At 73.2% G+C, this 22,753-nt stretch carries 25 protein-coding genes; 19 read left to right on the forward strand and 6 right to left on the reverse strand.

The window, feature by feature from the left end:
- Positions 1–2: 2 nt before the first annotated feature.
- The 6 genes from ACIQ8B_RS07970 (at position 3) to ACIQ8B_RS07995 (ending at position 4,120) form a co-directional block, all read left to right on the forward strand.
- On the forward strand, positions 3–1,214 hold the full coding sequence (locus tag ACIQ8B_RS07970; RefSeq protein ID WP_403546100.1) for a hypothetical protein: 1,212 nt from the start codon (positions 3–5) through the stop codon (positions 1,212–1,214).
- Positions 1,215–1,482: 268 nt separating this feature from the next.
- Positions 1,483–2,223 (forward strand): DUF2993 domain-containing protein, encoded by a 741-nt coding sequence (locus ACIQ8B_RS07975; RefSeq protein ID WP_106413581.1) that lies wholly within the window; start codon positions 1,483–1,485, stop codon positions 2,221–2,223.
- A 179-nt stretch (positions 2,224–2,402) separates the two neighbouring features.
- Positions 2,403–2,510: a putative leader peptide gene (locus tag ACIQ8B_RS07980; protein WP_351998383.1), complete on the forward strand. Its 108-nt coding sequence runs from the start codon at positions 2,403–2,405 to the stop codon at positions 2,508–2,510.
- A 116-nt stretch (positions 2,511–2,626) separates the two neighbouring features.
- Positions 2,627–3,472 carry a sulfurtransferase gene (locus ACIQ8B_RS07985; RefSeq protein WP_403546102.1) on the forward strand — a complete coding sequence of 282 codons (846 nt, stop codon included), beginning with the start codon at positions 2,627–2,629 and terminating at the stop codon, positions 3,470–3,472.
- 28 nt (positions 3,473–3,500) lie between these two features.
- Complete coding sequence (locus ACIQ8B_RS07990; protein ID WP_004986406.1) at positions 3,501–3,788, forward strand: DUF1416 domain-containing protein; 288 nt, start codon at positions 3,501–3,503, stop codon at positions 3,786–3,788.
- 71 nt (positions 3,789–3,859) lie between these two features.
- Entirely contained in the window at positions 3,860–4,120 is a 261-nt protein-coding gene (locus ACIQ8B_RS07995) for a DUF3099 domain-containing protein (RefSeq protein ID WP_106413583.1), read from the forward strand.
- A 5-nt stretch (positions 4,121–4,125) separates the two neighbouring features.
- On the opposite strand, the gene ACIQ8B_RS08000 is transcribed toward ACIQ8B_RS07995, so the two are convergent.
- The gene (locus ACIQ8B_RS08000; protein ID WP_290001723.1) at positions 4,126–4,488 is read right to left on the reverse strand and encodes a DsrE family protein; all 363 of its coding nucleotides are present in this window, start codon (positions 4,486–4,488) and stop codon (positions 4,126–4,128) included.
- Between the two features lie 234 nt (positions 4,489–4,722).
- Here ACIQ8B_RS08000 and ACIQ8B_RS08005 point away from each other — a divergent pair, with 234 nt between their 5' ends.
- The 3 genes from ACIQ8B_RS08005 to ACIQ8B_RS08015 all read left to right on the forward strand — a co-directional run bounded on the left by ACIQ8B_RS08005 (position 4,723) and on the right by ACIQ8B_RS08015 (position 6,785).
- The gene (locus tag ACIQ8B_RS08005; RefSeq protein WP_403546105.1) at positions 4,723–5,298 is read left to right on the forward strand and encodes an FABP family protein; all 576 of its coding nucleotides are present in this window, start codon (positions 4,723–4,725) and stop codon (positions 5,296–5,298) included.
- 74 nt (positions 5,299–5,372) lie between these two features.
- The gene (locus ACIQ8B_RS08010; protein ID WP_106413588.1) at positions 5,373–5,810 is read left to right on the forward strand and encodes a Fur family transcriptional regulator; all 438 of its coding nucleotides are present in this window, start codon (positions 5,373–5,375) and stop codon (positions 5,808–5,810) included.
- Between the two features lie 9 nt (positions 5,811–5,819).
- Positions 5,820–6,785, forward strand: a complete 966-nt coding sequence (locus tag ACIQ8B_RS08015) for a folate-binding protein YgfZ (RefSeq protein WP_106413589.1) — start codon at positions 5,820–5,822, stop codon at positions 6,783–6,785.
- Positions 6,786–6,809: 24 nt separating this feature from the next.
- Here ACIQ8B_RS08015 and dtd read toward each other — a convergent pair whose 3' ends face one another.
- Positions 6,810–7,235, reverse strand: coding sequence for a D-aminoacyl-tRNA deacylase (gene dtd, locus ACIQ8B_RS08020; RefSeq protein WP_290001706.1), 426 nt, complete (start codon positions 7,233–7,235; stop codon positions 6,810–6,812).
- Positions 7,236–7,412: 177 nt separating this feature from the next.
- On the opposite strand from dtd, the gene ACIQ8B_RS08025 reads away from it, so the two are divergent.
- Both ACIQ8B_RS08025 and ACIQ8B_RS08030 read left to right on the forward strand, forming a co-directional pair.
- The gene (locus ACIQ8B_RS08025; protein WP_403546108.1) at positions 7,413–8,048 is read left to right on the forward strand and encodes an aerial mycelium formation protein; all 636 of its coding nucleotides are present in this window, start codon (positions 7,413–7,415) and stop codon (positions 8,046–8,048) included.
- Between the two features lie 59 nt (positions 8,049–8,107).
- Complete coding sequence (locus ACIQ8B_RS08030; RefSeq protein WP_403546110.1) at positions 8,108–9,364, forward strand: GNAT family N-acetyltransferase; 1,257 nt, start codon at positions 8,108–8,110, stop codon at positions 9,362–9,364.
- A 220-nt stretch (positions 9,365–9,584) separates the two neighbouring features.
- Here the strand turns inward: ACIQ8B_RS08030 and ACIQ8B_RS08035 are convergent, their stop codons facing one another.
- A complete protein-coding gene (locus tag ACIQ8B_RS08035) occupies positions 9,585–9,770 on the reverse strand; it encodes a hypothetical protein (RefSeq protein WP_403546112.1) in 186 nt (61 codons plus the stop codon).
- Between the two features lie 176 nt (positions 9,771–9,946).
- Here ACIQ8B_RS08035 and ACIQ8B_RS08040 point away from each other — a divergent pair, with 176 nt between their 5' ends.
- Positions 9,947–10,861, forward strand: a complete 915-nt coding sequence (locus tag ACIQ8B_RS08040; RefSeq protein ID WP_403546114.1) for a winged helix-turn-helix domain-containing protein — start codon at positions 9,947–9,949, stop codon at positions 10,859–10,861.
- Positions 10,862–10,921: 60 nt separating this feature from the next.
- On the opposite strand, the gene ACIQ8B_RS08045 is transcribed toward ACIQ8B_RS08040, so the two are convergent.
- The gene (locus ACIQ8B_RS08045) at positions 10,922–11,110 is read right to left on the reverse strand and encodes a hypothetical protein (RefSeq protein ID WP_290001693.1); all 189 of its coding nucleotides are present in this window, start codon (positions 11,108–11,110) and stop codon (positions 10,922–10,924) included.
- A 216-nt stretch (positions 11,111–11,326) separates the two neighbouring features.
- Here ACIQ8B_RS08045 and ACIQ8B_RS08050 point away from each other — a divergent pair, with 216 nt between their 5' ends.
- The 6 genes from ACIQ8B_RS08050 (at position 11,327) to ACIQ8B_RS08075 (ending at position 20,025) form a co-directional block, all read left to right on the forward strand.
- Positions 11,327–12,214 (forward strand): GntR family transcriptional regulator, encoded by an 888-nt coding sequence (locus ACIQ8B_RS08050; RefSeq protein WP_403546117.1) that lies wholly within the window; start codon positions 11,327–11,329, stop codon positions 12,212–12,214.
- Positions 12,211–12,966, forward strand: coding sequence for an HAD family hydrolase (locus tag ACIQ8B_RS08055; protein ID WP_403546119.1), 756 nt, complete (start codon positions 12,211–12,213; stop codon positions 12,964–12,966). The genes ACIQ8B_RS08050 and ACIQ8B_RS08055 overlap by 4 nt, the downstream gene beginning before the upstream one ends.
- 291 nt (positions 12,967–13,257) lie before the next feature.
- Complete coding sequence (locus ACIQ8B_RS08060) at positions 13,258–15,420, forward strand: aminoglycoside phosphotransferase family protein (RefSeq protein ID WP_403546121.1); 2,163 nt, start codon at positions 13,258–13,260, stop codon at positions 15,418–15,420.
- Positions 15,421–15,456: 36 nt separating this feature from the next.
- Complete coding sequence (locus ACIQ8B_RS08065; protein ID WP_403546123.1) at positions 15,457–16,068, forward strand: TetR family transcriptional regulator; 612 nt, start codon at positions 15,457–15,459, stop codon at positions 16,066–16,068.
- 40 nt (positions 16,069–16,108) lie between these two features.
- Complete coding sequence (locus tag ACIQ8B_RS08070) at positions 16,109–18,148, forward strand: HelD family protein (protein ID WP_403546125.1); 2,040 nt, start codon at positions 16,109–16,111, stop codon at positions 18,146–18,148.
- A gap of 638 nt (positions 18,149–18,786) precedes the next feature.
- On the forward strand, positions 18,787–20,025 hold the full coding sequence (locus ACIQ8B_RS08075) for an aminotransferase class V-fold PLP-dependent enzyme (RefSeq protein ID WP_290001682.1): 1,239 nt from the start codon (positions 18,787–18,789) through the stop codon (positions 20,023–20,025).
- Here the strand turns inward: ACIQ8B_RS08075 and ACIQ8B_RS08080 are convergent.
- Positions 19,947–20,570 carry a DinB family protein gene (locus tag ACIQ8B_RS08080; RefSeq protein ID WP_403546127.1) on the reverse strand — a complete coding sequence of 208 codons (624 nt, stop codon included), beginning with the start codon at positions 20,568–20,570 and terminating at the stop codon, positions 19,947–19,949. The two genes, ACIQ8B_RS08075 and ACIQ8B_RS08080, sit on opposite strands and share 79 nt — an antisense overlap.
- Positions 20,571–20,985: 415 nt before the next feature.
- The gene (locus tag ACIQ8B_RS08085; RefSeq protein WP_403546129.1) at positions 20,986–21,852 is read right to left on the reverse strand and encodes a GNAT family N-acetyltransferase; all 867 of its coding nucleotides are present in this window, start codon (positions 21,850–21,852) and stop codon (positions 20,986–20,988) included.
- A 397-nt stretch (positions 21,853–22,249) separates the two neighbouring features.
- Here ACIQ8B_RS08085 and ACIQ8B_RS08090 point away from each other — a divergent pair, with 397 nt between their 5' ends.
- Positions 22,250–22,741, forward strand: coding sequence for a helix-turn-helix domain-containing protein (locus ACIQ8B_RS08090; RefSeq protein ID WP_290001676.1), 492 nt, complete (start codon positions 22,250–22,252; stop codon positions 22,739–22,741).
- Positions 22,742–22,753: the final 12 nt, after the last annotated feature.

Genomic DNA, 22,753 nt, shown 5'->3' on the forward strand with positions numbered 1-22,753 from the left:
GGATGACGAACCAGCCGTACGGGTCGTACGGGGGCCATGAGGGCCATGGCCACGGGGGGCACGAGGTTCCCGGGGGCCAGGGGGACTATGAGGCTCCGGAGGGCCACGGGGCCTACGGGACTCACGGGACTCACGGGACTCACGGGACCTACGGGACCTACGGGGCGCCGGATCCGTACGCGCCTTACCAGCAGCCGCAGTCCCAGCCGCAGGCGTGGCCGGGGCAGCAGTACGACGATCCGTACGTGGACCAGCAGCACACGCAGCAGTGGCAGGGGCAGACGTGGGAGACGCAGATGCAGCCGCCGGTGGCGGCGGCTGAGGAGACGTCCTGTCTGCCTCCGCAGGGGATCGCCCCCGCGGTTGCTCCCGCGACCGCTCCTGCGGCTGCTCCCGCGCAGGCGCCGGAGCCCGCTCCGGTGGGGGAGGGCGAGCCCGAATACGGTCCGGCCACCCTCGCCGGGAACTCCCGCGTGACCGACGCGCAGCGGGCTCGGGCCGAGGGACGGTCGCCGATCATCGAGCCCGGGATGCAGCCCGCGGTGCTGACGGCGGTGCTCGGTCTGCTGCTGGCCGGCGGGGCCGCGCTGGGGACGTACGCGCTGCTCGTGCCGCTGGTGGTGCTGCAGGGCGTGACCGCGGCGGGGTGGTTCCGGCTCAACGGGATGTGGCCGGCGCGGCAGGGCATCGCCCTCGGGTTCCTGGGGGCGCTGGTCGCGGACGCGGCGATGCTGGTCGCGGACCGGTCGCCCGCGGCGATCCTGGGGGCGCTGGGAGTGTGGGTGCTGCTGTCGCTGGCGCTGCAGCTGCGGTCGCACGCGGACCCCGACGAGCGGATGTACGGCCTGATGGCGACGGTGGTCGCGGCGGCGCTGGCGATCGCGGCGGGCGGTTACCTCGCGGCGGACGCGGACGCGGTGGTCGTGGGGGCGGTCGCGGTGGCGGCGGCGATGGTCGCGCGGGCGCTGCCGGTGGCGACGGCGGCGTCGGTGGTGGTCGCGCTGGCGGCGGCGGCCGGTGCGGGATACGTGGCCGGCGGGATGTCGACGGACGGGGCCCTGACGGGGGCCGGGGCGGCGGTCTGCGCGCTGATCGGCCACCGGGTGGCCGGCTACGACTACCCGTCCCGCTTCGTCCACTTCACAGCGGGCGTCGCCCTGCCTCTGGCAGCGGCGGGTCCGGCCGTCCACGTCCTGGGCCGCCTGTTCGCCTGAGGCCGCCCGATGCCGGGGGCGGGGACGCGCCGGCCGCTGTGCGGGCGCCCGCTCCGCCCCCGTCCCCTCCCCGCCGCGCGCGCCCGCACCACCGTGCATGGTGTGCGCCGGCCCGGCCCTCCGTGGGCTTTCGTGCCTCGCGTCGAGCGGGTCTGAGGCGTCCCTGTCACAGGTGATCCACAATCCTCCGCTCCCCCACGGTCCCCGCATTACGCTCGCGTGAGGGCGGCCGCCGGTCGCCGGGCACACGTCAGGTGGGGAACTCCGCATGCGCGCACTGCGAACACTGCTCGTCATCGCCGTGATACTCGGCGGCATCTTCGTCGCCGTCGACCGCGTCGCCGTTCACGTCGCCGAGGGCGAGGTCGCCGACCGCCTCCGGGCCACCGAGGGCCTGGCCTCCACCCCCGACGTGGACATCACGGGCTTCCCCTTCCTCACCCAGGTGCTCGGCGGCTCGTTCGACGAGGTGCGGGTCGGTATCTCGGACTACGAGGCCGGCACCGGGGAGGGAAGCGGGACGATCCGGATCGCCGATCTGCGGGCCGATCTGCGGGGCGTCGAGTTCTCCGGTGACTTCGGCTCCGCCGTCGCGGACAGCGCCACCGGTACGGCGACCCTGGCCTACGACGAGCTGCTGAAGGCCGCGAAGGCCGAGCCCCGGCAGGTGGCGCCCGGCATCACCGCCGAGGTGGTGGCGCTGTCCGACGGGGGGAACGGGAAGATCGAGGTCACGCTGGAGGCCACCGTGTTCGGCAAGAAGCTGCCCGGGCCGGTGCCCGTGCTCAGCTCGGTGACCGTCGTCGACGGGAACACGGTGCGCGTGCGGGCCGACGCGCTGCCGGTGCTGGGCGGGGTGGAGGCCGCCGAGTCGCGAGTGCGGCGGATCACCGACTTCGAGCAGAGCATCGACGGGCTGCCGGGCGGGATCCGGCTGGAGAAGGTGCAGGCGGCCGCGGACGGCGTGGACGTCACGGTGACGGGGACGGACGTGCGGCTGGCCGGGTGACGGGTGTCCGGTGGGCGAGACGGAGACGTCCGCTGGACAGATGGGACGGCGTGGACGGTGGACGCGGTCCCGGTGCGGCGGGCGGTTTTTCCGGTCATGGTATCGACCCGTGGACGATCTCGTCTCAGCATGCGACACGTCGGTGACAGGGGCACCGGTCCGTCCCTACGATCGTCCCCATGCAGTGTCAGACGAGCGTCCTCCGTTCGAGGGGACAGGCGGATCTCACGAAGCGGCGGGCAGTGGACCTGTGCCGTGTCGCCGCCATGCTCTGTCGCACTTTCTGAGCGGACGCGTCTTCCGTCCGCATTCCCGTCGAGGGGACCCGTGCGCCGCCCCGGTCCGGGCGCGTACGCACCCTCGTACCCGCACGCCCCCCGCACCTGCCCCGGAGGAGAACAGCATGGCCCGCAGCGACGTCCTGATCGACGCCGATTGGCTCCAGGAGCACCTGGACGACCCGACCATCGTGATCGTCGAGGTGGACGAGGACACGTCCGCCTACGACAAGAACCACATCAAGAACGCCATCCGGATCGACTGGACCCAGGACCTGCAGGACCCGGTCCGCCGTGACTTCATCGACCAGGCCGGCTTCGAGAAGCTCCTGTCCGACAAGGGCATCGCCAACGACCACACGGTCGTCCTCTACGGCGGCAACAACAACTGGTTCGCCTCGTACGCGTACTGGTACTTCAAGCTGTACGGCCACGAGAACGTCAAGCTCCTCGACGGCGGCCGCAAGAAGTGGGAGCTCGACGCCCGCGAGCTGGTCCCCGGCGACGAGGTGCCGGAGCGGCCGAGGACCGAGTACAAGGCCACGCCGCAGGACACGTCCATCCGTGCCTTCCGCGACGACGTCGTGGCCGCCATCGGCGCGCAGAACCTGGTCGACGTGCGCTCGCCCGACGAGTTCTCCGGCAAGCTGCTCGCCCCGGCCCACCTGCCGCAGGAGCAGTCGCAGCGCCCGGGCCACGTGCCGAGCGCCAAGAACATCCCGTGGTCCAAGAACGCCAACGACGACGGCACCTTCAAGTCGGACGAGGAGCTCAAGGAGCTCTACGCCGCCGAGGACGTCGACCTGGCCAAGGACACCATCGCCTACTGCCGCATCGGTGAGCGCTCCGCGCTGACCTGGTTCGTGCTGCACGAGCTGCTCGGCGTGGAGAACGTCAAGAACTACGACGGCTCCTGGACCGAGTACGGCTCCCTCGTCGGCGTGCCGATCGAGCTCGGCCCCGGCAAGTAACCCTCCCGACCCCTTCAGGAGTTAAGACATGTGCGGTGCGAAGGCCGGCGGCCCGGACGCCTCGACGATCAAGCCCGGTGAGACCACCATCCAGGGTCAGGTGACCCGCGACGGCGAGCCGGTGACGGGGTACGTCCGCCTGCTCGACTCGACCGGCGAGTTCACCGCGGAGGTCCCGACCTCCGCGACCGGACAGTTCCGCTTCTACGCGGCGGAGGGCACCTGGACCGTCCGCGCCCTGGTGCCCGGCGGCACCGCCGACCGCACGGTCGTCGCCCAGCAGGGCGGCCTGGCCGAGGTCGCGATCGCGGTCTGAGCGAGGCTCGTACGAAGGGCCGCGTCCTCGAGGACGCGGCCCTTCGGCATGTCCGGATCTACGCTGGAGACATGTACGCGCGCAGGCGCCACGCCTACTTCGTGCTGATGGGCGGCTGCATCGGGCTGTTCGTCCTGGCCTGGGGCGTCGTACGGCTCTGGTCGGTGCCGGCCGCCGTGGCGATGTGCCTGGTCGCCATGGTGATCCCGCCGGTCGCCGCGGTGGTCGCCAACCGGCGGGGCCCCGAGGACCGCTGGTGGGACGCCCCCTCGGGCGACCCGCAGTCCGACGAGTGGTGGGACGAGCTGGACGGGAAGAAGGGGCCCCGGTAGGCCCGTCAGTACACGAGCGCCTGGACGCCGTCCGTCATGGCCTCCTGCACGAAGACCTGCGCGCCCGCGATCCGCACGCCCTCGAGGACGTCCTGCTCCGTGATGTCCCGGCGGGCCGCGCACTGGGTGCACAGCGTGACCCGGCCGGCCGCGAGGACGGAGTCCAGCAGATCGGGCAGCGGAGCGGCGTGCGGGAGGTCGAACTCGGCGGCCCGCCCCGGCAGCGCGAACCACGCCGACTCCCCGGTGAGCCACAGGGACACCTCGACGCCGCTGGCCGCCGCCACCGCGGCCACCGTGAACGCCTGAGAACAGCGCTCGGGTGCGTCGGCCCCGGCGGTCACCTTGATCACGAGCTTCTTCGCCATGACCGCATGGTAGTCAGGGGACCACCTCCCACGACGGGTGCCGTCCCCCGCCGCGTAAGCTGGGGGCCGGTCCTGTGCACACCCTCGCACCCCCGCTCAAGGAGCACCCCGTGATCCTCTTCTTCGAAATTCTGCTGGTCCTCGTCGCCGTCGGCGTTCTCGCCTTCGCCGGGCTGACCGTGAAGAAGCTGTACCAGGGCCAGCGCTGATCACCGACGCCAGGAAGTTCCGCTCATGATCGAAATTCCGTCCGACCTGCACAAGGACCTCGTCCCGCTCGCGTTCCTGCTCGGCAACTGGGCGGGTGCGGGCGTGCACGACTTCCCCGGCGCCGAGAAGTGCAACTTCGGCCAGGAGGTCACCTTCACCCATGACGGGCGGGACTTCCTGGAGTACTCCTCGCGCACCTGGGTGCTCGACGGCGACGGCAACAAGGTCCGCCCGCTGGAGTCGGAGCACGGCTACTGGCGCATCGACGCCGACCGCAAGGTCGAGGTGACCATGGTCCGCGACGACGGCGTCGTCGAGGTCTGGTACGGCGAGATGGCCGACAAGAAGCCGCAGATCGACCTGGTGACCGACGCCGTCGCGCGCACGGCCGCCTCCGGCCCGTACACCGGCGGCAAGCGGCTGTACGGCTACGTCAAGAGCGACCTGATGTGGGTCGGCGAGAAGCAGACCCCCGAGGTGGAGCTGCGTCCCTACATGTCGGCGCACCTGAAGAAGGTCGTCACCCCGGAGGAGGTCGAGCGCTGGGCCAAGGCCCTGCCCGACGACCTGCCGGACGACGGCATCGCGTTCTTCAAGTAGGCCGCACCGGACGCGTCCGGACCCGGTCGGCCCGGCCCCCGAACGCTTCGGGGGCCAGGCCCTAGACTCGTGGTGTGGTGAGCACCGACTGGAAGAGCGACCTCAGGCAGCGCGGCTACCGGCTGACGCCCCAGCGCCAGCTCGTGCTCGAAGCCGTCGACACCCTGGAGCACGCGACCCCCGACGACATCCTCGTGGAAGTGAGGAAGACGGCGTCGGGGGTCAACATCTCCACCGTGTACCGCACGCTGGAACTGCTGGAGGAGCTGGGCCTGGTCAGCCACGCCCACCTCGGGCACGGCGCGCCGACCTACCACCTCGCCGACCGCCACCACCACCTGCACCTGGTCTGCCGGGACTGCACCAAGGTGATCGAGGCGGACGTGGAGGTGGCCGCCGAGTTCACGGAGAAGCTGCGGGACGTCTTCGGCTTCGACACCGACATGAAGCACTTCGCGATCTTCGGCCGGTGCCAGGACTGCTCCCTGAAGGCGTCACCTGCCGAGTCGTAGGCTAGGCGTATGAAAAGCCCTCTGCTGACCCTGCCCGGCGCCGTCCCCGCCGAGGGCGTGGACGAAGGCGTGGCCGCCCACTACGGCGACCTGTTCCGCGAGCAGCGCGCCCTCGCCGACGGCACCGGCTTCGTCGACCTGTCCCACCGCGGGGTCGTCACCGTCTCCGGACCCGAGCGGCTCGGCTGGCTCCACCTGCTCCTCACCCAGCACGTCCAGGAGCTGCCGCCGCACCAGGCCACCGAGGCGCTGATCCTGTCCGCCAACGGCCACATCGAGCACGCGCTCTACCTGGTCGACGACGGCGGGACGACCTGGGCGCACGTCGAGCCCGGCACCCAGGAGGCGCTGATCGCGTACCTGGAGTCGATGAAGTTCTTCTACCGGGTCGAGGTCGCCGACCGCACCGAGGACATCGCGGTGGTGCACCTGCCCGCCGGGTCCATCGCCGAGGTGCCGGAGGGCGCGGTGGTGCGCGAGACGCCGTACGGCAGGGACCTGTTCCTGCCCCGCGGTGACCTGGAGGCGTACGCGCGGAAGGCGGGACCGGCCGCCGGACTCCTCGCCCACGAGGCGCTGCGGGTCGAGCAGCACCGGCCGCGGCTCGGCTTCGAGACCGACCACCGCACCATCCCGCACGAGCTGGGCTGGATCGGTTCCGCCGTGCATCTGCAGAAGGGCTGCTACCGGGGCCAGGAGACGGTCGCCCGGGTGCAGAACCTGGGCAAGCCGCCGCGTCGGCTGGTCTTCCTGCACCTGGACGGCAGCGAGGTGCACCTGCCCGCGCCGGGCACCGAGCTGCGCCTCGCGGACGACGGCCCGGACGGCCGGAGGATCGGCTTCATCACGACCTCCGTACGCCACCACGAGCTGGGCCCGGTCGCTCTCGCGCTGGTGAAGCGGAACGTCCCGGTGGACGCCCGGCTGCTCGCCGGCGACACGGCCGCCGCGCAGGAGACCGTCGTCGAACCCTGACCCGCGCGGCTCAGGACGCGGAGCTCACATCTCCAGCAGCACGGTGAACGGGCCGTCGTTCGTCAGCGACACCCGCATCTGCGCGCCGAACCGGCCCGTCGCCACCGTCGCGCCCAGCGCGCGCAGCTGCGCCACCACCTCGTCGACCAGCGGCTCGGCGAGGTCGCCGGGGGCGGCCGCGTTCCAGGTGGGGCGGCGGCCCTTACGGGCGTCTCCGTAGAGGGTGAACTGGCTGATCACCAGGAGCGGGGCGCCGACGTCGCTGCAGGACTTCTCGTCCTTCAGCATCCGGACCGACCACAGTTTGCGGGCGAGCTGCGCCGCCTTCTCCTCGGTGTCCTCGTGGGTGACGCCGACCAGGACGCACAGACCCTCGCCCTCGATCTCCCCCACGGTCTCGCCGTCCACGACGACGCTCGCGCCGTCCACCCTCTGCACCACCGCACGCATACGCCCATGATGCCGGTCCGCGAACAGACGACCGACGGCGGCCCGCGGGACGACCCGGTCGGGCTATTTTTACTCCTTAGCGCCCATCTGGGGCGGATCGGGGCCACTCGGATACATTGCGGCCGCTCAGGGTGGCACCATGCTGGCACATGCCGGTCGAGGGGACGGTTGAGGCACATGAGCACACCGGGGACCGGGCAGCCGTCTGCGGCTGTCGCGTTGACCCAAGAGGGCGCGGGGGAACGGGAGTTCCGCCGGCCGCCCACGCAACGCACGGACAGCCCCGCGCTGCCCGGGGACGGGACGGAGGACGGTCTGACCGGGCTGAGCCTGGCGGAGCTGCGCGCGACACGGCGGGACGCGCAGCGCGACGAGGCCGACCTCAGCTACGTACGGCGGCTGCTGCAGGGGCGGATCGACATCCTGCGCGCGGAGCTGGCCCGGCGCGACCTGCCGGCGGGGGCGCCCGCGGCCGTCGCGCCGGGGGAGACCTCCGTCGTGCAGCGGCTGCCGGAGATCCTGCGCGACACCCCGGCACGCCACCGGTCCTCCGCCCGCCACCTCACGCTGGGCACGCCGCGCGGCGAGGAGTACCGGCGGCTGGCCGCCGAGATGCTCGGCGAGGTGGAGCTGTCCGACCTGGGCGCGCGCACGGACGGCGAGCTGCACACGGCGATGGCCCGGCTGACGGGGTACGAGCAGCAGGTGTCGCGGCGGCGGCAGCGGCTGCAGCGCACCGCCGACGCGTGCGGGGCGGAGATCACCCGGCGGTACCGGGAGGGGGAGGCGCAGGTCGACGACCTGCTGGTGTGAGGTCCGAGGCCCGGGAAACCGCGTCGACACCCGCCGCGAGACCGACCTAACGTGGCCCCATGACCTCCCGTGCCGACATCGACGTGCGCCCCATCGACGAGTCCGAGTTCGCCGACTGGAACCGGGCCATGAACATCGGTTTCCTGCACGAGCCGACCACGCCCGAGGAGGTGCTCGACGCGCGTCGGGCGCAGTTCACGCCCGGCCGCTCGGTGGGCGCCTTCGACGGCGGGCGCTGCGTCGCCACCTTCCGCTCCTTCGCGCAGGAGCTCACGGTGGCCGGCGGGGCGGTCGTGCCGGCCGACGCGGTCACCAACGTCACCGTCTCCCCGACCCACCGCCGGCGCGGGCTGCTGACCCGGATGATGGCCCAGGACCTCGCCGCGGCGAAGGAGCGGGGGGACGTCGTCGCCACGCTGATCGCCGCCGAGTACCCGATCTACGGGCGGTACGGCTTCGGCCCGGCCACCTGGACCACCGAGTGGACGGTCGACGTGCCGCGCGCCGGGCTCGACCCGCGCTGGGCGGGCCCGGAGGACGGCGGCCGCATCGACCTGGCGGACGCCGAGGACGTCCGCAAGCACGGCCCCGGACTGCACGAGCGGCTGCGCCGGTCCCAGCCGGGCGCGGTGAGCCGCGACGAGCTGTGGTGGAGGACCACCACCGGCGCCGTGCGCTCCCACGCGACGTTCCACGAGCCGTACTACGTGATCCACCGCTCGGCCGGCGGCGAGGTCGAGGGCATGGCCGCCTACACCACGGACGGCAAGTGGGGCGACGGCAAGCAGCCGTTGAACACGGTCCGGGTGAAGTGGCTGACCGGGGTGACCCCGGCCGCCGAGCGGGCGCTGTGGCGGTACCTCTGCTCGATCGACTGGGTGGTCGCGGTCCGGACCGGCTACCGGGCCCCCGACGACCTGCTCCCGCACTTCCTGCCCGACCCGCGCGCCGCCGCCGTCACCACACAGGCCGACTGGCTGTGGGTGCGCATCCTCGATGTCGTCCGGGCGCTGGAGGCGCGGACGTACGGGGCGGCGGGGCCGCTGGTGCTGGAGGTGGCCGACGCGGGCGGACTGGCCGGTGGACGGTACCGGCTGGAGGCGTCGGCGGACGGCTCCGGCACCTGTGCGCCGACCACCGAGGACCCGGATCTCTCCCTGGACGTCGCGGACCTGGCGACGCTGTGGCTCGGCGACGAGTCGGCGGTGCGGCTCGCTGCGCTGGGCCGGGTCCGGGAAGGACGAGCGGGCGCCGCCCGTCAGGCCGACGCCCTGCTGCGTACGTCCAGGCGACCGTGGTGCCCGGACATCTTCTGAGTGCTGTCGCTGTTGTTGTTCGGGCGCGGTCGCGTGGCCGCGCGGTGCGTGGTCGCGTGCGCGCTCCTGCTGCCGCTTCCTCCTTCCGCCGGTGACGGGTGGGCGTGGTCGTGCATCCGTAGCGAGCTGTTCAGTTGTGGTTGTGGTGGTGGTGCGCCGTCGGCGGGCTCCCGGCTCCCCTCCGGAAGGGAGCCCGGCCGGCGGTCCGTGCGGAGTGCCGTCAGCCGGACTGGGCGAAGAGCATCACGAGGATGACCGCGCCGATGCCGCCGATCATGGTGTTCCGTGCCTTGATGCCCACGGTGAGGGCGACGAAGGCGATGATCCCCATCGGGCCGTACCTCCACTGGACGAGCTGCTCGAACCCGATGGCCAGGGCGGCGACGACGACGGCGGCGAGCGGCATGGCGGTCCCCCTTTGTCCGGTGGCCTCCCCCCTCGCCCTCCTGGTGAGCCAACCCCTCTGTGGGTCTGCCAGGTTGGGCAAGTTGGTGACCAACTTGCTTTTAGTTATCTCCACTTGGAGGAGTCCTATAACCACCCTCTGAGGAACTGCCGGAAGATGGCGGGAAGTTGTAGTGTTTGGCCGTGGAGCCGGAACACGCCTCCGTCCATGGACGGAAGAAGCCGCAGCGGCCACAGCGGACGCATCGTGAGGTGGCCGACGAGCTGCGCGCCCGGATCCGGTCCGGAGCGCTGCGGCCGGGCCAGCGCATGCCCACGCAGGCACAGCTGGCCGCCGAGTTCGGCGTCGAGCGGCAGGCCGTGCGGGGCGCGTTGCGCATCCTCCAGTCGGAACACCTGCTGACCAACGTCTCCAAGGGGGCGCCCGCGACCGTCGCGGACCGCGCCGACCGGGCCCCGGCGGGCCCCGCCGCCCCGCCGCAGCCCACCACGGTGGCGCTCGCGCCCCGGATGACGGCCGCCTTCGAGGCGGACCACGTGGAGATCGACGCCGTCTGCCTGACCGCCGTCTCCCTCACCCTCGCCATCGGCGAACCGCTGCGGCAGATCCACACGGGGCGACTGAAACCGGCCAAGGTCGACGTCCGCGTCCTGCTGCCCAGCCGGAACATCGACCTGGCCTTCCCGGTGCCGGTCGGCGGGCGGCGGGGGGACGAGGACCCGGTGCACGAGCGCTGGCTGGCCCAGCGCAACGCCCAGGGGCAGGTGCTCCGCCACAACCTGCAGGCCCTGCGCGCCACGCACGGCATCGACGTGCGCGTGACCTTCCGCGCGCTGCCCTTCACCCCGCCGGTGAAGCTGTACCTGCTCAACAACGCCGAGGCGTTGTTCGCCTACTACACGGTGGCCCGCAGCGAGGCGCAGATCGGCCGGGAGAGCCTGCCGACGTACGACACGCAGGGCATGCGGTCGATGCTGTTCGCCTTCGAGCGGGGCGCCGGGCGGCGCGACACGGCCTTCGTCGAGCAGTCCCGGCTGTGGTTCAACGCACTGTGGGAGACGATCAGTTCGGAGCTGGAGCTCACGGACTGACGTCTCCCGCAGCGGTTCGGCCGGGCCGGCCGCGGCCCCCTGGTGGCCGGGGCGGCCCGGTCACAGGGCGGGGCGGGTCACGAGCAGTGCGAGCAGCACCGCTCCGGCGGAGCTGACGCCGGGCCGGTTGGCGTGGATGCCCACGGTGACCAGCAGCAGGCCGAGGAGGCCGGCCGCGCCGTACCTCCACTGGACGAGCTGCTCGACGGTGACGACGACGACGGCGGAGATCAGGGCGATGACGGGCATGGTGTACCCCCTTCGGGCAGAGACGGTGGAACGGGGTGACGGTGCGGGCGGCCCCGTGGCGGCGACGGCCGACGGCCGACGGCCGAGCAAACGGAACGCTAACTTCCGCCAACTCCGCCAAGTTGGCAACCAACTTCACTGAAGTTGTCCCCACTTGGCCCCTGCTCATAAACAACTTTCAAACAACTCCCTTTAGATGGATCACAGTTGTAGCGTTTGGCCGTGGCCCAGGAGAACGTGTCAGTGAACGGCAGCAGCAGGCTCTCGGCCCAGGAGATCGCCGACATCCTGCGGGAACGCATCCGCAGGGGTGACCTGAAGGCGGGCGACCGGCTGCCCACACAGGCCGAGCTGGCCGAGGAGTTCGGCGTGGAGCGCGGCACCGTCCGCCAGGCCCTGCGCGCCCTCCAGGACGACGGGCTCCTCAGCAACGTCAGCAAGGGCAGCCCGCCCCGGATCGCCGCGCCCGCACCGGCACGGGAGGAGCCCCAGCCGACGATGGCGGGGCTGGCGCCGCGGCTGACGGAGGCGTTCTCCACGCCCCGCGTGCGGATCGACGCCGTATGCCTCACCGCGGAGAGCTTCATGCTGGCGGTGGGCGAACCGGTCCGGCACATCCACGAGGGCCGCATCCGCCCCGAGGCGATCGACGTGCGCATCATGCTGCCGTCCCGGCGGATCAACCTCGCCTTCCCCGTGCCGGTCGACGGCCGCGACGCGGGCGACGAGGACCCGGTCCACGAGCGCTGGCTGGCCCAGCGCAACTCCCAGGCCCGCGTGCTCCAGCACAACCTGCAGGCCCTGCGCGCCACGCACGGCATCGATGTGCACGTGTCCTTCCGCGCGCTGCCCTTCACCCCGCCGGTCAAGCTGTACCTGCTCAACGACGAGGAGGCGCTGATCGGTTACTACATGCTGACCCGGCGCGAGGAGGAGTGGGAGAGCCAGACCCTGGAGATGTACGACGCCCTCGGCTCCGCGTCCCTCCTCTTCTCCTTCGCCAAGCGGGCCGGCCGGCGGGACCAGGCGTTCGTGGAGGAATCCCAGAAGTGGTTCGACGCCCTCTGGGAAACCATCACGACGGACCTGACACTCTCCTGGTGACTTCTGAGACGCAGCAGACCGAAGCGGTGACAGCCGGGACCGAGACGGAACCGAACGACCTGCGGAACCTGATCGAAGGTGCCCGCGTCGTGCTGTGGGACTTCGACGGCCCCGTCTGCCGCCTGTTCGCGGGCCACTCCGCCGAGCGGGTGGCGCGGGACCTGGTGGAGTGGCTGGAGGGGCAGGGGCTGCACGGCCTGCTCGACGAGACCGAACGCGAGTCCCTCGACCCGCACGCCGTCCTGCGCGCCGTGGACCGCCGGCACCCCGGCAGCGACCTCGTCGCGGAACTGGAGGAACGTCTCACCCAGGAGGAGCTGAAGGCCGCCGCCTCGGCGAGGCCCACGCCCTATGCCGATCCGCTGGTCCGCACCTGGACGGCGGTGGGCGCCCGCCTGGCCGTCACCACCAACAACTCCCCGCGCGTGGTGCGTGAGTACCTCACCTCGCGGGGTGCCCTGCCGTGCTTCGCCCCGCACCTCTACGGCCGCACGCGGGAACTCCAGTACCTCAAGCCGCACCCGCACTGCCTCCGCCGCGCCCTGAACGCGATGGGCGCCGCCCCGTCGGCCGCCCTGATGATCGGCGACACGCCGTCCGACCTCCAGGCGGCGCGGGCGGTGGGCGTGCCGTTCCTGGGCTACGCCCGCAACGACCGCAAGCACAAGCTGTTGCGGGACGCGGGGGCGGGGGCGATCGTCGGCTCGCTGGAGCCGGTGCTGAAGGCGGTGCGGGAGGCGGGCCGGGTCTGAAGCACCAGCGCGGCGGGCGCCCGTGTCCGGCTCCGGCCGGAGCGCGTCCGTCGCGGCTTCCTCCCCGCGTGACGGAGGTGCTGTACGATCCGGCCACCGATCGAGCCCAGCCCTTCCCCCGTTCGTACCAGGGAGCACATCGGCGACCGGAACGGGCTTCCGTACCTTCGGGCACGTGGGTGACACCCCCCGGCCCGGCGCCGGACAGCATGCGGTTGACTTCCGCGTGCGGGAACGGAGGCCGCGTGCCTACCGTCATTTGTGTCTCCCTCGTACGTCACGGAGCGGCCAGTGGGCGCACCACCTCTTCCCCGACCGGCCCCCGGGGCGCCCACCACGCCGGACGAGCGGCTCCGCAGCTTCGTGGAACGCGCCACCTGGTGCGGTACGACCACCAGCGGTCACCACAACCAGAACCACGTGCTGCCGGTGCGGGAGCCGGAGGCGCGCCTGCTGGGCCGTGAGCCGGGGACGCCGGTGACGGTGCGCGTCCGCCGGGCCGAGGCCCTGCCGGTGGTGATCAGGACCTGGGACGACGAGGACGAGATCCTCGGGGCGCTCGAGGGCGTGCTGCCGCACGTGCCGCAGTGCCTCGCGAAGGGCCCGGGCTTCGCCGTCCACAGCTATGTGGAAGGCGTTCCCCTGTCCAGCGTCTGCGCCAACGGAAAGCCCCTGGACACCCTGCTCATGCGGGCGCTGGTCGGACAGCTCGCCCGGCTGACACGGGTCAGACGCAGCGCCCTGCCGCCCCTGCCGCCTCACTGGCCCGGTAACGACACCGACAGCCAGGCCTTCCTGCGCACCCTCGCCCACCTCGCGGACCGGCAGATCCGCCGGCCCAACTGGACCGCCTTCGGCGGACTGTTCGCGGCGCTCGGCATCCCGGAGGACGCCCTGGTCCGGCTCGCCGAGCGCACCCCCGCCATGACACGGCGGCCGTACAGCCTGCTCCACGCCGACCTGCACCGCGACAACGTGATCGTCTCCTACGGCGGCTCGCTCCCCCTCGTCTGCGTCGACTGGGAGCTGGCGACGTACGGCGATCCCCTCCACGACCTGGCGACCCACCTCGTGCGCATGCACTACCCCGAGGGTCAGTGGCCGGAGGTCATCGGCGCCTGGGAGGAGGCCGTGCGCCGTGTCCGCCCGGCAGCCGTCAACGGGCTGGCCAAGGATCTCCCGCACTACCTCGACTTCGAGCGCGCGCAGTCCGTGTTCCCGGACGTGATGCGGGCGGCGCAGTCCCTGGAACAGGCGTACACGCGGAAGAACCTGGACGAGGCGACGGCGGAGGTGGACCGGGCGCTGCGCGCGGCCGCGCGTCCGCTCGGCCTGCGGAGCGTGCCCGGGCCGAAGGAGATCGAGCGGGCGCTGTTCCGCTGGCTGGCGTCACGCGGGGTGCGCGGCGCGGAGGTCGCCGGGTGGTCCCCGGACCGGCGCCTGCCTCTGCCGGAGGACTTCGGTGAGGGCGCGGTCCTCGACGCCCTGTCGGTGGAGGGCGCGGCGCCGGCCGGCCGGGTGTTCAAGGGCACGGCCCACCTCAACACCGTCGTGCGCGTTCCAGGGGTCCGTCACCCCGTCGTCGTACGGCGCAGGCTGCCCGACGTCACCCGGCGGGAGCCGCACTTCCTCAGCGAGCACGCCGTGCTGCGCGGCATCGAGCGGGCGGGTGTCGCCGTGCACGCGCCCAGGGCCCTGGCGCTCGGTGAGACGTACCCGAACGACCACTTCGCCATCCACACCTACATGGGCCCGGAGGACGTCGACCGTCCCCCGGACCACCCCGTGCACGGCCTGCTGCCGCACGAGGCGGACGGGCTGGTGGACCAGCTCTGCGCCCTGACCCGGGTGGACTACGGACAGCTCGATCCGACGGCGGGCGAGCCGGGTTTCCACCGCTGGCTCAAGGACGAGCTGGTCCGCCTCGTGGACGAACTGCCCGAGAAGACGCAGCGGATCGCCCGGCGACTGGGGCTCCCGGACGCCGGGCGGCTGCACCAGATCCTGTCCCGGCAGGAAGTCAGCCACCGGGAGGCCTCCCTGCTGCACGGCGACCTCAACCCGTGGAACCTGGTCCGCCGGGGCGGCGGACTGACCATCATCGACTGGGAGATGGCGCTGATCGGGGACCCCCTGTACGACCTGGTCCGGCACATGCACCTCACCCCGACCCGCCCGGAGATCCGGGACCGCATGTTCCGCCGCTGGGAACGCACCCTCCCGGCCGCGTACACGCGCGGCTGGCGGAAGGACTGGCAGGTGTACCGGCGGCTGGAGACCGTCCGCTCCGCCTACGTCGACCTCGACCGCATCGTCACCGGAGCGAGCCTCGACGCCCCGAACGTCCGCCGCGCGGTCGCCTCGTACGCGGTGACCCTGGCGGTCGCCAGCGGGGCGCTCGGCCTTCCGGTCCGGGCCACGGCCGATCCCTGTCTTGCCCGCGCCCTGGTCTGAGGCCGGCACGGCCCTGGCGGTGCGTAGGCTCGCCGCATGAGCGAGATCGGCCTGCGGGAGCGCAAGAAGCGGCGGATGTACCGGACGGTGTCGGACATCGCGATCCGGATGTTCCTGGAGCGGGGGTTCGACGCGGTGTCCGTGGCGGAGGTGGCCACCGCGGCCGAGATCTCCAAGCCCACGCTCTTCCGGTACTTCCCCGCGAAGGAGGACCTCGTCCTGTACCGGATCGCGGACCACGAGGAGGAGCCCGCGCGGGTCGTGCGGGAGGGGCCGACGCCCCTCGAAGCGCTGCGGCGCCACTTCCTGGAAGGGCTGGAGCGGTGCGATCCCGTCACCGGGCTCAACGACGATCCCGAGGTGCTCGCCTTTCACACGCTGCTGTACGGCACACCCTCCCTGGTCGCCCGGCTGTACGGCCAACTGGAGCGGACCGAGGAGGCGCTGGCCGAGGCGCTCGGGGGCGGGCTCGACGCCCGGCTGGCCGCCGGGCAGATCATCGCCGTGCGGCGGATCCTCGCGCAGGAGAACTGGCGGCGGATCGCGGCGGGCGAGCGCCTCGACGACGTGCGCGAGGAGGCGGTGACCGCGGCGGAGCGGGCGTTCGGGGCGCTGGCGCGGGGCCTGCCCGCATGGGTGACCGAGTAAAAAACGTTACTCGATTGCTTTTCTTGCTACGCTCGGGTGAATGACGTCTGACGTTTCCGTACCGCAGCACGCCCTCGACCAGGAACGCGCCCACCACGACCGCTGCCGTGAGGCCCTTGCCGCCATGACCGGGGGCGCCGACGAGCAGGTGACCACCGGCGAGGACGTCTCCGCGTCCGGCGCCGACGCCGAGGTCCTCGGGCACCGTCTGCGCAGCCGGGCCAAGGAGCTCCGCGAACTGCCGCCCGGCCCGCTGTTCTTCGGACGCCTGGACTTCGGCCGGGGCGAGCCCGACCACGCCGGGCAGAGCTACCACATCGGGCGGCTGCGGATCACCGGACACCCAGCCTCCCCGCCCCTCGTCGTCGACTGGCGGGCGCCGGTGTCCCGCACCTTCTACCAGGCGTCCGCCCGCGACCCGCAGGGCGTGGTCGTGCGCCGGCGGTTCGGCTGGGCGCCCGGCAGCAAGGGCGACTCCGGCGACCTGACCGGCCTGGAGGACGAGCACCTGGAGCGGGGCGAGGACCGGGTCAGCGGAATCGTCGCCCGGGAGATCGAGCGGCCGCGCGTCGGCCCGATGCGGGACATCGCCGCCACCATCCAGCCCGAGCAGGACGACCTCGTACGCGGCGACCCGGGCCGCACGGTGTGCGTGCAGGGCGCCCCCGGCACCGGCAAGACCGCCGTCGGCCTGCACCGGGCGGCCTACCTGCTCTACACGCACCCGCGGCGCATGCGGCGTGACGGACTCCTCGTCCTCGGACCGAACCGGACCTTCCTCACCTACATCGCCGAGGTCCTGCCCTCCCTCGGCGAGACCGGCGTACGGCAGTCGACCCTCGCCGAGGAGATCGCCCGGCACCCGGCGACCGGTGAGGACGACGAGCGGACCGCCCTCGTCAAGCACGGCACTCGCATGGCGGAGGTGCTGCGCCGAGCGCTGTACGCGCGGGTGCGCACCGGCCATGAGGACTCGCTGGCCGTGTCCGACGGCTCCTACCGGTGGCGGGTCGACGGGGACGCGCTGGCGCGGATCGTCGCCGGCGTGCTGGACGAGGCCCCGCCGTACGCCGTGGGGCGGGAGCGGGTGCGGGCCCGCATCGTGCGGGCGGTACGGGAGCAGGCCGAGCGGCGCAGCGGTCCGCGCGGCGCCGCCTGGGTGCGCCGGCTCGGGCGGGCGCGGCCGGTGTCGGCGTACGTGGACGCCGTCTGGCCGGACGTGCGGCCGGAGCAGGTGGTGGCGGAACTGCTGTCGGACGCCGACCCGTTGGGGCGTGCGGCCGACGGGATTCTGGACGCGGAGGAGCAGTGCGCCCTGCTGTGGGCGCGCCCGCCGCGGTCGTGGCGGTCGGCAGTCTGGTCGGCCGCCGATCTGCTGCTGCTCGACGAGGCGGCCGGACTGATCGAACACCCCGAGGGATACGGACACGTCGTGGTCGACGAGGCGCAGGACCTGTCCCCGATGGAGTGCCGGGCCATCGCCCGCCGGGCCGCCTTCGGGTCGCTCACCGTGCTGGGCGACCTGGCGCAGGGCACGACTCCCTGGGCGGCGCGCTCCTGGCCCGAGCAACTGGGCCACCTGGGCCGTCCCGGTGCGGCCGTCACGCCGCTCACCACCGGTTTCCGGGTGCCGCGGGCGGTGGTGGAGCTGACCAACCGGCTGCTGCGGCGGTTGGACGTGAACGTTCCGGCGGCCCGCTCCCTGCGCCCGGACGGCGAGGTGCGCGACCGGGTCGTCGCGGACCCCGCGGAGGTGCCGAACGCGGTCGTGGCCGCCGTACGGGAGGCCCTGGAGCGGGAGGGATCCGTCGGCGTCGTGGCGGCGGACGCCGACGTGCCCCTGCTGCGGCGGGCATGGGCGGAGGCGGAGGTCGAGGCCGCGGGGCCGGAGACACCGGAGGAGCGCGTCAGCGTGGTACCGGCGAGCGTCGTCAAGGGCCTGGAGTACGACCACGTGGTGGCGGTGGAGCCGGCCGCGATCGCCGAGGCCGAGGAGCGCGGACTGCACCGGCTGTACGTGGTGCTGACCCGGGCGGTGTCCCGCCTGGAGGTGGTGCGGGCGCGGCCCCTGCCGTTCTGACACGGCCCCGGCCGCTCGGCCCTCTTCGTCCTCCACCGGCGGCGTCGACACCCGCAGCCACCGCTCCGTCTGCACGACATGCGCCTCCGCGGCGCCCGGGCCGCCGCCTTCACCGCCCCGTGGCCTCCGGAACACGCCGGATCCCGCAGGCATCCGGAAGGGCCGGCGGGAACGGGAGTTGCGACGTCAAGGGCAGGCTGCCGATCAGGCCCCGGGGGCGGAGCCGCGGGACGTACGTGCCCGGTCCGTGGCGCGGCTCGACCGCTCCCAGCGCCGCCGGCGCCCGCACCGCCTCGCGCAACGAGACCCGCGAGCCGCCGGGTTCTTCGCAGAGGTCCGCCCCGGGCGGAGCCCGGCCCCCGGCGCCGGACCGCCTTGTGGAGCAGGCCGTGGAAAGCCTCGTCGACTGCCGGCATCCAGTGCCTCCCCGGACGGACCGTGTCCGCCGGCCCCCGCCCGAGCGGACTGCAGCGGCCGGGAGATCAGATGTACTCGGGGAAACAGCTCAGGGTCATCTGATCTCCAGTCGCTCACACACCTTGTTGTGACCGAAAACGCCATGCCAGCATCCCTGGTCATCAGATGTCCTGCCCTCCGGGTCTCCCGAGGGTCCGATGTCCCTCGCGGATGGGAGTCATGTGAGCGAGACCGACGTCAGCACCGCGCCCCGCCCCCTGCTGCTGGCCGACGGCCGGCCGGCGGTGGGAGCGTGGACGCTGGATCCCGCCCTGCGCCACCTCAACCACGGCTCCTTCGGCGCCGTCCCGCTCGTCGCCCAGCAGCGGCAGAACGCGCTGCGGGCGGAGATGGAGCGGGCGCCGGTGGTGTGGTTCCCCGAGCTGCCGGGGCGGATCGCGGCGGCCCGCGCCGGACTCGCCGCGTTCCTCGGCGCCGACGCGGGCGACCTCGCCCTGGTGCCCAACGCCAGCGCCGGGGCGAGCGTCGTCCACGCGAACCTCGAGCGGCGGGCCGGCGGCGAGATCGTCGTCACCGACCACGGCTACGGCGCCGTCACCATGGGCGCCGAACGCCTCGCCCGCCGCTGGGGCGGCCGGGTGCGCACCGCCCGGGTGCCGCTGGACGCGGGCGAGGAGCAGGCGTACGAGGCGGTCATGGCGGAGGTCGGTGACGCCACCGGTCTCCTGGTCGTCGACCAGATCACCTCCGCGACCGCCCGCCGGCTCCCCGTGGAGCGGATCGGCGCGGAGGCGGCCCGGCGCGGTGTCCCGCTGCTCGTCGACGGCGCCCACGCGCCCGGCCTGCTCGCCGCGCCCCTCGCCGGGCTGACCTGCGACTTCTGGACGGGCAACCTCCACAAGTGGGCCTGCGCCCCGCGCGGTACCGCCGCCCTGGTCGCCCGCGGCCCGCTGCGGGACGGCCTGCACCCGCTGATCGACTCCTGGGGCGCGCCCGGTCCGTACCCGGACCGGTTCGACCAGCAGGGCACCCTCGACGCCACCGGTCACCTCGCCGCGCAGACCGCGCTGGACTTCGTCGGCAGCACCTGGGGCTGGGACGGAGCCCGCCGCTACATGGACGAGCTGGCCGGGTACGGCGAGCGGGTCGTGGCCGCCGCCGTCACCGAACTGACCGGCGAGGACGCCCGCGTGGACGTCGGGATGCCGGTGCCCGGCATGCGGCTGGTGCGGCTGCCGGACGGGCTGGCCGACAGCCGGGTCGCCGCGGACGCCCTGCGCGACCGGGTGGCCGCGGAACTGGGCGTCGAGGCCGCGTTCACCGCCTTCGGCGGCACCGGCTACGTACGGCTGTCCGCGCACGTCTACAACACCGGCGAGGACTACGAGTACTTCGCCGAGCGCTGCGTGCCCGTGCTCGGCGCGTGGGCGCGCGCCGCCCGCTCCAGCCGGTCGCGGTAGGCCGCCCACCAGGCCGGGTCCGCCGAGGGAAGGCCGGTGGCGCCCGGCCGCTCGCCCGTCGCGCCGTCCAGCCGCTCGCGCAGGATGTCGGCGTGGCCCGCGTGCCGGCTGGTGTCGGCGACGACGCGGACCACGGCGTGGTGCAGGGTCAGCTCGTTCCGGTCCTCGGGCCACCACGGCACCGTGCCCACCGTGTCCAGCGGGAGCGCCCCGATGGTCGCGTCGGCATGCGCCCAGGCCCGCCGGTACAGGCCGGCGATGTCGGCACGCGTCTCGTCGGGCGTGGCCCACATGTCCCCGTTGGCCTCCGCGCCCTCCGCGAGCCACGGCAGCGGCTCCCCGGACGGCCGCCCGAACGTGTCCCCGAGGTAACCGAGTTCGACTCCGGCGGCATGCTTCACCAGCCCGAGCAGATTGGTCCCGGTCGGCGTCAACGGCCGCCGGACGTCGTACTCGGACAGCCCTTCCAGCTTCCAGAGCAGCGCGTCACGGGCCTCCTGGAGGTAGCGGTGCAGATCGGCCTTGGCGGCGTCGGTGAGCGTCATGGGGTTCAGTGTGCCGAGTGTGCCGGCCGGGGGCGTCCGCATCCGCCTGACGGGTTCGTGCGGGCACGGCAAGGCCCGCTCGGCGCGGCGCCGCGTCCCCGAGGATCGCCTCCAGGCGGCTGCGGCACTCCAGGGCGAAGGCCGGGAACGTGTGCCAGTGGTACGGGATGCCGGCGACGGCGACCGCGATGGCCCGGGCGCGGGCGCGGAGCCAGGTCGGGGTGTCGAGGGCCAGGGTGTTGTCCGTGCCCGCGCCCGCGGGCCGCAAGGGCAGGCCGGCCCATCGCGGGCACTGCGCCCGCAGCAGCGTCCGGACGAGGCTCTCGTCCACGGCGATCTCGTTGTCGTGCAGCGACGTCACCCGGGAAGTCCGGCCGCCGGACGGCCGCGGGGGCCACCGGGTCTCCCGCTCGCCTCACGCCGGGCCCCCTCCGGAGAACCGGTATCCGGCGCAGTCGGCGAGGCGGACGTAACCGAGGCGCCGGTACAGGGCGTTGCTCGTGGGGTTGTCCGGGTCCGCGTAGAGGACGACGTCCGTCGCGCCGGCGTGCAGCGCGGCTCGGCTCACCTCGGTCGTCACGGCGCCCGCGTAGCCGTGGCCCCGGAAGCGGGCCGGGGTGTAGACGGGGTCGACGCGGACCATGCCGCCGACCACCGAGGTGACGGCCGTCATGGAGACGGGGGTGCCGTCCGGGGTCTTCCAGAACGTGAAGTGCCGGTCGCCGAACCGGGACGCGGTCCAGGCGCCGGCGTCGATCAGGTCGATGGACGGCTGCTCCCCGACCTCGACGCAGAAGTCCCGGCACCAGCGCACCACGAGGTCGCGGTCCGCCGCCCCCGCGACATGGGCCCGGCCCTCCGGATGCGGCCGGGGCGGGGTGAGCGTGCCGAGACGGTAGAGGTGCGTGCGCCAGAACGGGGCCGGCTCCGCGCCGGTGTGCCGCTGCCAGGCCGCGGCGAAGGCGGCGGCCGTGTCCTGGTCGGCGATGACCTGGGCGGGGGAGTGGCCGAGGGCGGCCAGGCGGGCGGCGAGGGCGCCGGTGCCGTCGGCGGTCAGCGGGGTGAGGCCGAGACGGCCGCGCGGGGTGAGGTAGCAGACCGCGCGGACCGTGCCCTCCGTCTCCAGCCGGCCGAGGACGGAGGCGCCCGCGCCGGGGAGGCGCAGCTTCTCGATGTCCGTCAGCGGTGTGGTGTGCAGGGCGGGTCGCGAGCGGAGGAAGTCCCCGGCTCGGGTGAGGAAGTCCTCGACGTCGGTGGTGAGGTGCCAGTGGTCCGGAAGCATGCCTCATCGTGCCGGACGCGGGGCCGGTGCGGGCGGGGGCCCGCACCGGCCCCGCGAACACGGCGGACGACGGCGGTGCCTACGCCTGTTCCACCACGTCCGCGACGACGCAGCTCACGTTGTCGGGACCGCCCGACTCGTCGGCGAGGGCGACGAGTCCGCGGACCGCCACCTCGGGCCCGGGGGCGCCGGTGAGCACCCGGAGGACGCCTTCGCGAACGCCCCGATGGTCAGCAGCTCCATGTACGTCCCTCCTCGTGCCGGGCCCGTCGCCCGGCCCCACCGATGCTGGGCGCTCCCCCGAGGTGAAGGTCAACAGCGGGCCGCGCCGCGCGCGAGCGCACTCTTGCAAGCAGGTTGCTTGCAATTGTTAGCGCGGTGCGTCATGGTGGGAGACATGGCATCCCTGAACGTCGGCGGTCTCGGTGAGTATCTGCGCGAGCAGCGGCGCAACGCGCAGCTGTCGCTGCGGCAGCTCGCCGACGCCGCCGGGGTGTCCAATCCGTACCTGAGCCAGATCGAGCGCGGGCTGCGCAAGCCCAGCGCGGAGGTGCTCCAGCAGGTCGCCAAGGCGCTGCGCATCTCCGCCGAGACGCTGTACGTCCGCGCCGGGATCCTCGACGCCGAGCGCGACCGGGACGAGGTCGAGACGCGCGCCGTGATCCTCGCCGATCCCACGCTGAACGAGCGCCAGAAGCAGGTGCTCCTCCAGATCTACGAATCCTTCCGCAAGGAGAACGGATTCGGGGGCGGCGAAGACGGTGAGGCGGATCCCGCCGGGCCCGAGCCGGGTACGGAGGCCTCCGCCGGCAAGGGCGGCAGACCCGCCGAACGCCCCGGCCGCGAGGCCGGCGACGACGACAGCGGTCCGCGGCGGACGGCCGGCTGAGCCGGCCAGGGC

The sequence above is a fragment of the Streptomyces sp. NPDC096105 genome (assembly GCF_044763335.1).
Lineage (GTDB): Bacteria > Actinomycetota > Actinomycetes > Streptomycetales > Streptomycetaceae > Streptomyces.

What these genes read in the sequence shown, in the direction of transcription:
- ACIQ8B_RS07970 (WP_403546100.1), top strand. Translation starts at nt 3, where the DNA reads ATGACGAACCAGCCGTACGGGTCGTACGGGGGCCATGAGGGCCATGGC.
- ACIQ8B_RS07975 (WP_106413581.1), top strand. Translation starts at nt 1,483, where the DNA reads ATGCGCGCACTGCGAACACTGCTCGTCATCGCCGTGATACTCGGCGGC.
- ACIQ8B_RS07980 (WP_351998383.1), top strand. Translation starts at nt 2,403, where the DNA reads ATGCAGTGTCAGACGAGCGTCCTCCGTTCGAGGGGACAGGCGGATCTC.
- ACIQ8B_RS07985 (WP_403546102.1), top strand. Translation starts at nt 2,627, where the DNA reads ATGGCCCGCAGCGACGTCCTGATCGACGCCGATTGGCTCCAGGAGCAC.
- ACIQ8B_RS07990 (WP_004986406.1), top strand. Translation starts at nt 3,501, where the DNA reads ATGTGCGGTGCGAAGGCCGGCGGCCCGGACGCCTCGACGATCAAGCCC.
- ACIQ8B_RS07995 (WP_106413583.1), top strand. Translation starts at nt 3,860, where the DNA reads ATGTACGCGCGCAGGCGCCACGCCTACTTCGTGCTGATGGGCGGCTGC.
- ACIQ8B_RS08000 (WP_290001723.1), bottom strand. Translation starts at nt 4,488, where the DNA reads ATGGCGAAGAAGCTCGTGATCAAGGTGACCGCCGGGGCCGACGCACCC.
- ACIQ8B_RS08005 (WP_403546105.1), top strand. Translation starts at nt 4,723, where the DNA reads ATGATCGAAATTCCGTCCGACCTGCACAAGGACCTCGTCCCGCTCGCG.
- ACIQ8B_RS08015 (WP_106413589.1), top strand. Translation starts at nt 5,820, where the DNA reads ATGAAAAGCCCTCTGCTGACCCTGCCCGGCGCCGTCCCCGCCGAGGGC.
- dtd (WP_290001706.1), bottom strand. Translation starts at nt 7,235, where the DNA reads ATGCGTGCGGTGGTGCAGAGGGTGGACGGCGCGAGCGTCGTCGTGGAC.
- ACIQ8B_RS08025 (WP_403546108.1), top strand. Translation starts at nt 7,413, where the DNA reads ATGAGCACACCGGGGACCGGGCAGCCGTCTGCGGCTGTCGCGTTGACC.
- ACIQ8B_RS08030 (WP_403546110.1), top strand. Translation starts at nt 8,108, where the DNA reads ATGACCTCCCGTGCCGACATCGACGTGCGCCCCATCGACGAGTCCGAG.
- ACIQ8B_RS08035 (WP_403546112.1), bottom strand. Translation starts at nt 9,770, where the DNA reads ATGCCGCTCGCCGCCGTCGTCGTCGCCGCCCTGGCCATCGGGTTCGAG.
- ACIQ8B_RS08045 (WP_290001693.1), bottom strand. Translation starts at nt 11,110, where the DNA reads ATGCCCGTCATCGCCCTGATCTCCGCCGTCGTCGTCGTCACCGTCGAG.
- ACIQ8B_RS08065 (WP_403546123.1), top strand. Translation starts at nt 15,457, where the DNA reads ATGAGCGAGATCGGCCTGCGGGAGCGCAAGAAGCGGCGGATGTACCGG.
- ACIQ8B_RS08070 (WP_403546125.1), top strand. Translation starts at nt 16,109, where the DNA reads ATGACGTCTGACGTTTCCGTACCGCAGCACGCCCTCGACCAGGAACGC.
- ACIQ8B_RS08080 (WP_403546127.1), bottom strand. Translation starts at nt 20,570, where the DNA reads ATGACGCTCACCGACGCCGCCAAGGCCGATCTGCACCGCTACCTCCAG.
- ACIQ8B_RS08085 (WP_403546129.1), bottom strand. Translation starts at nt 21,852, where the DNA reads ATGCTTCCGGACCACTGGCACCTCACCACCGACGTCGAGGACTTCCTC.
- ACIQ8B_RS08090 (WP_290001676.1), top strand. Translation starts at nt 22,250, where the DNA reads ATGGCATCCCTGAACGTCGGCGGTCTCGGTGAGTATCTGCGCGAGCAG.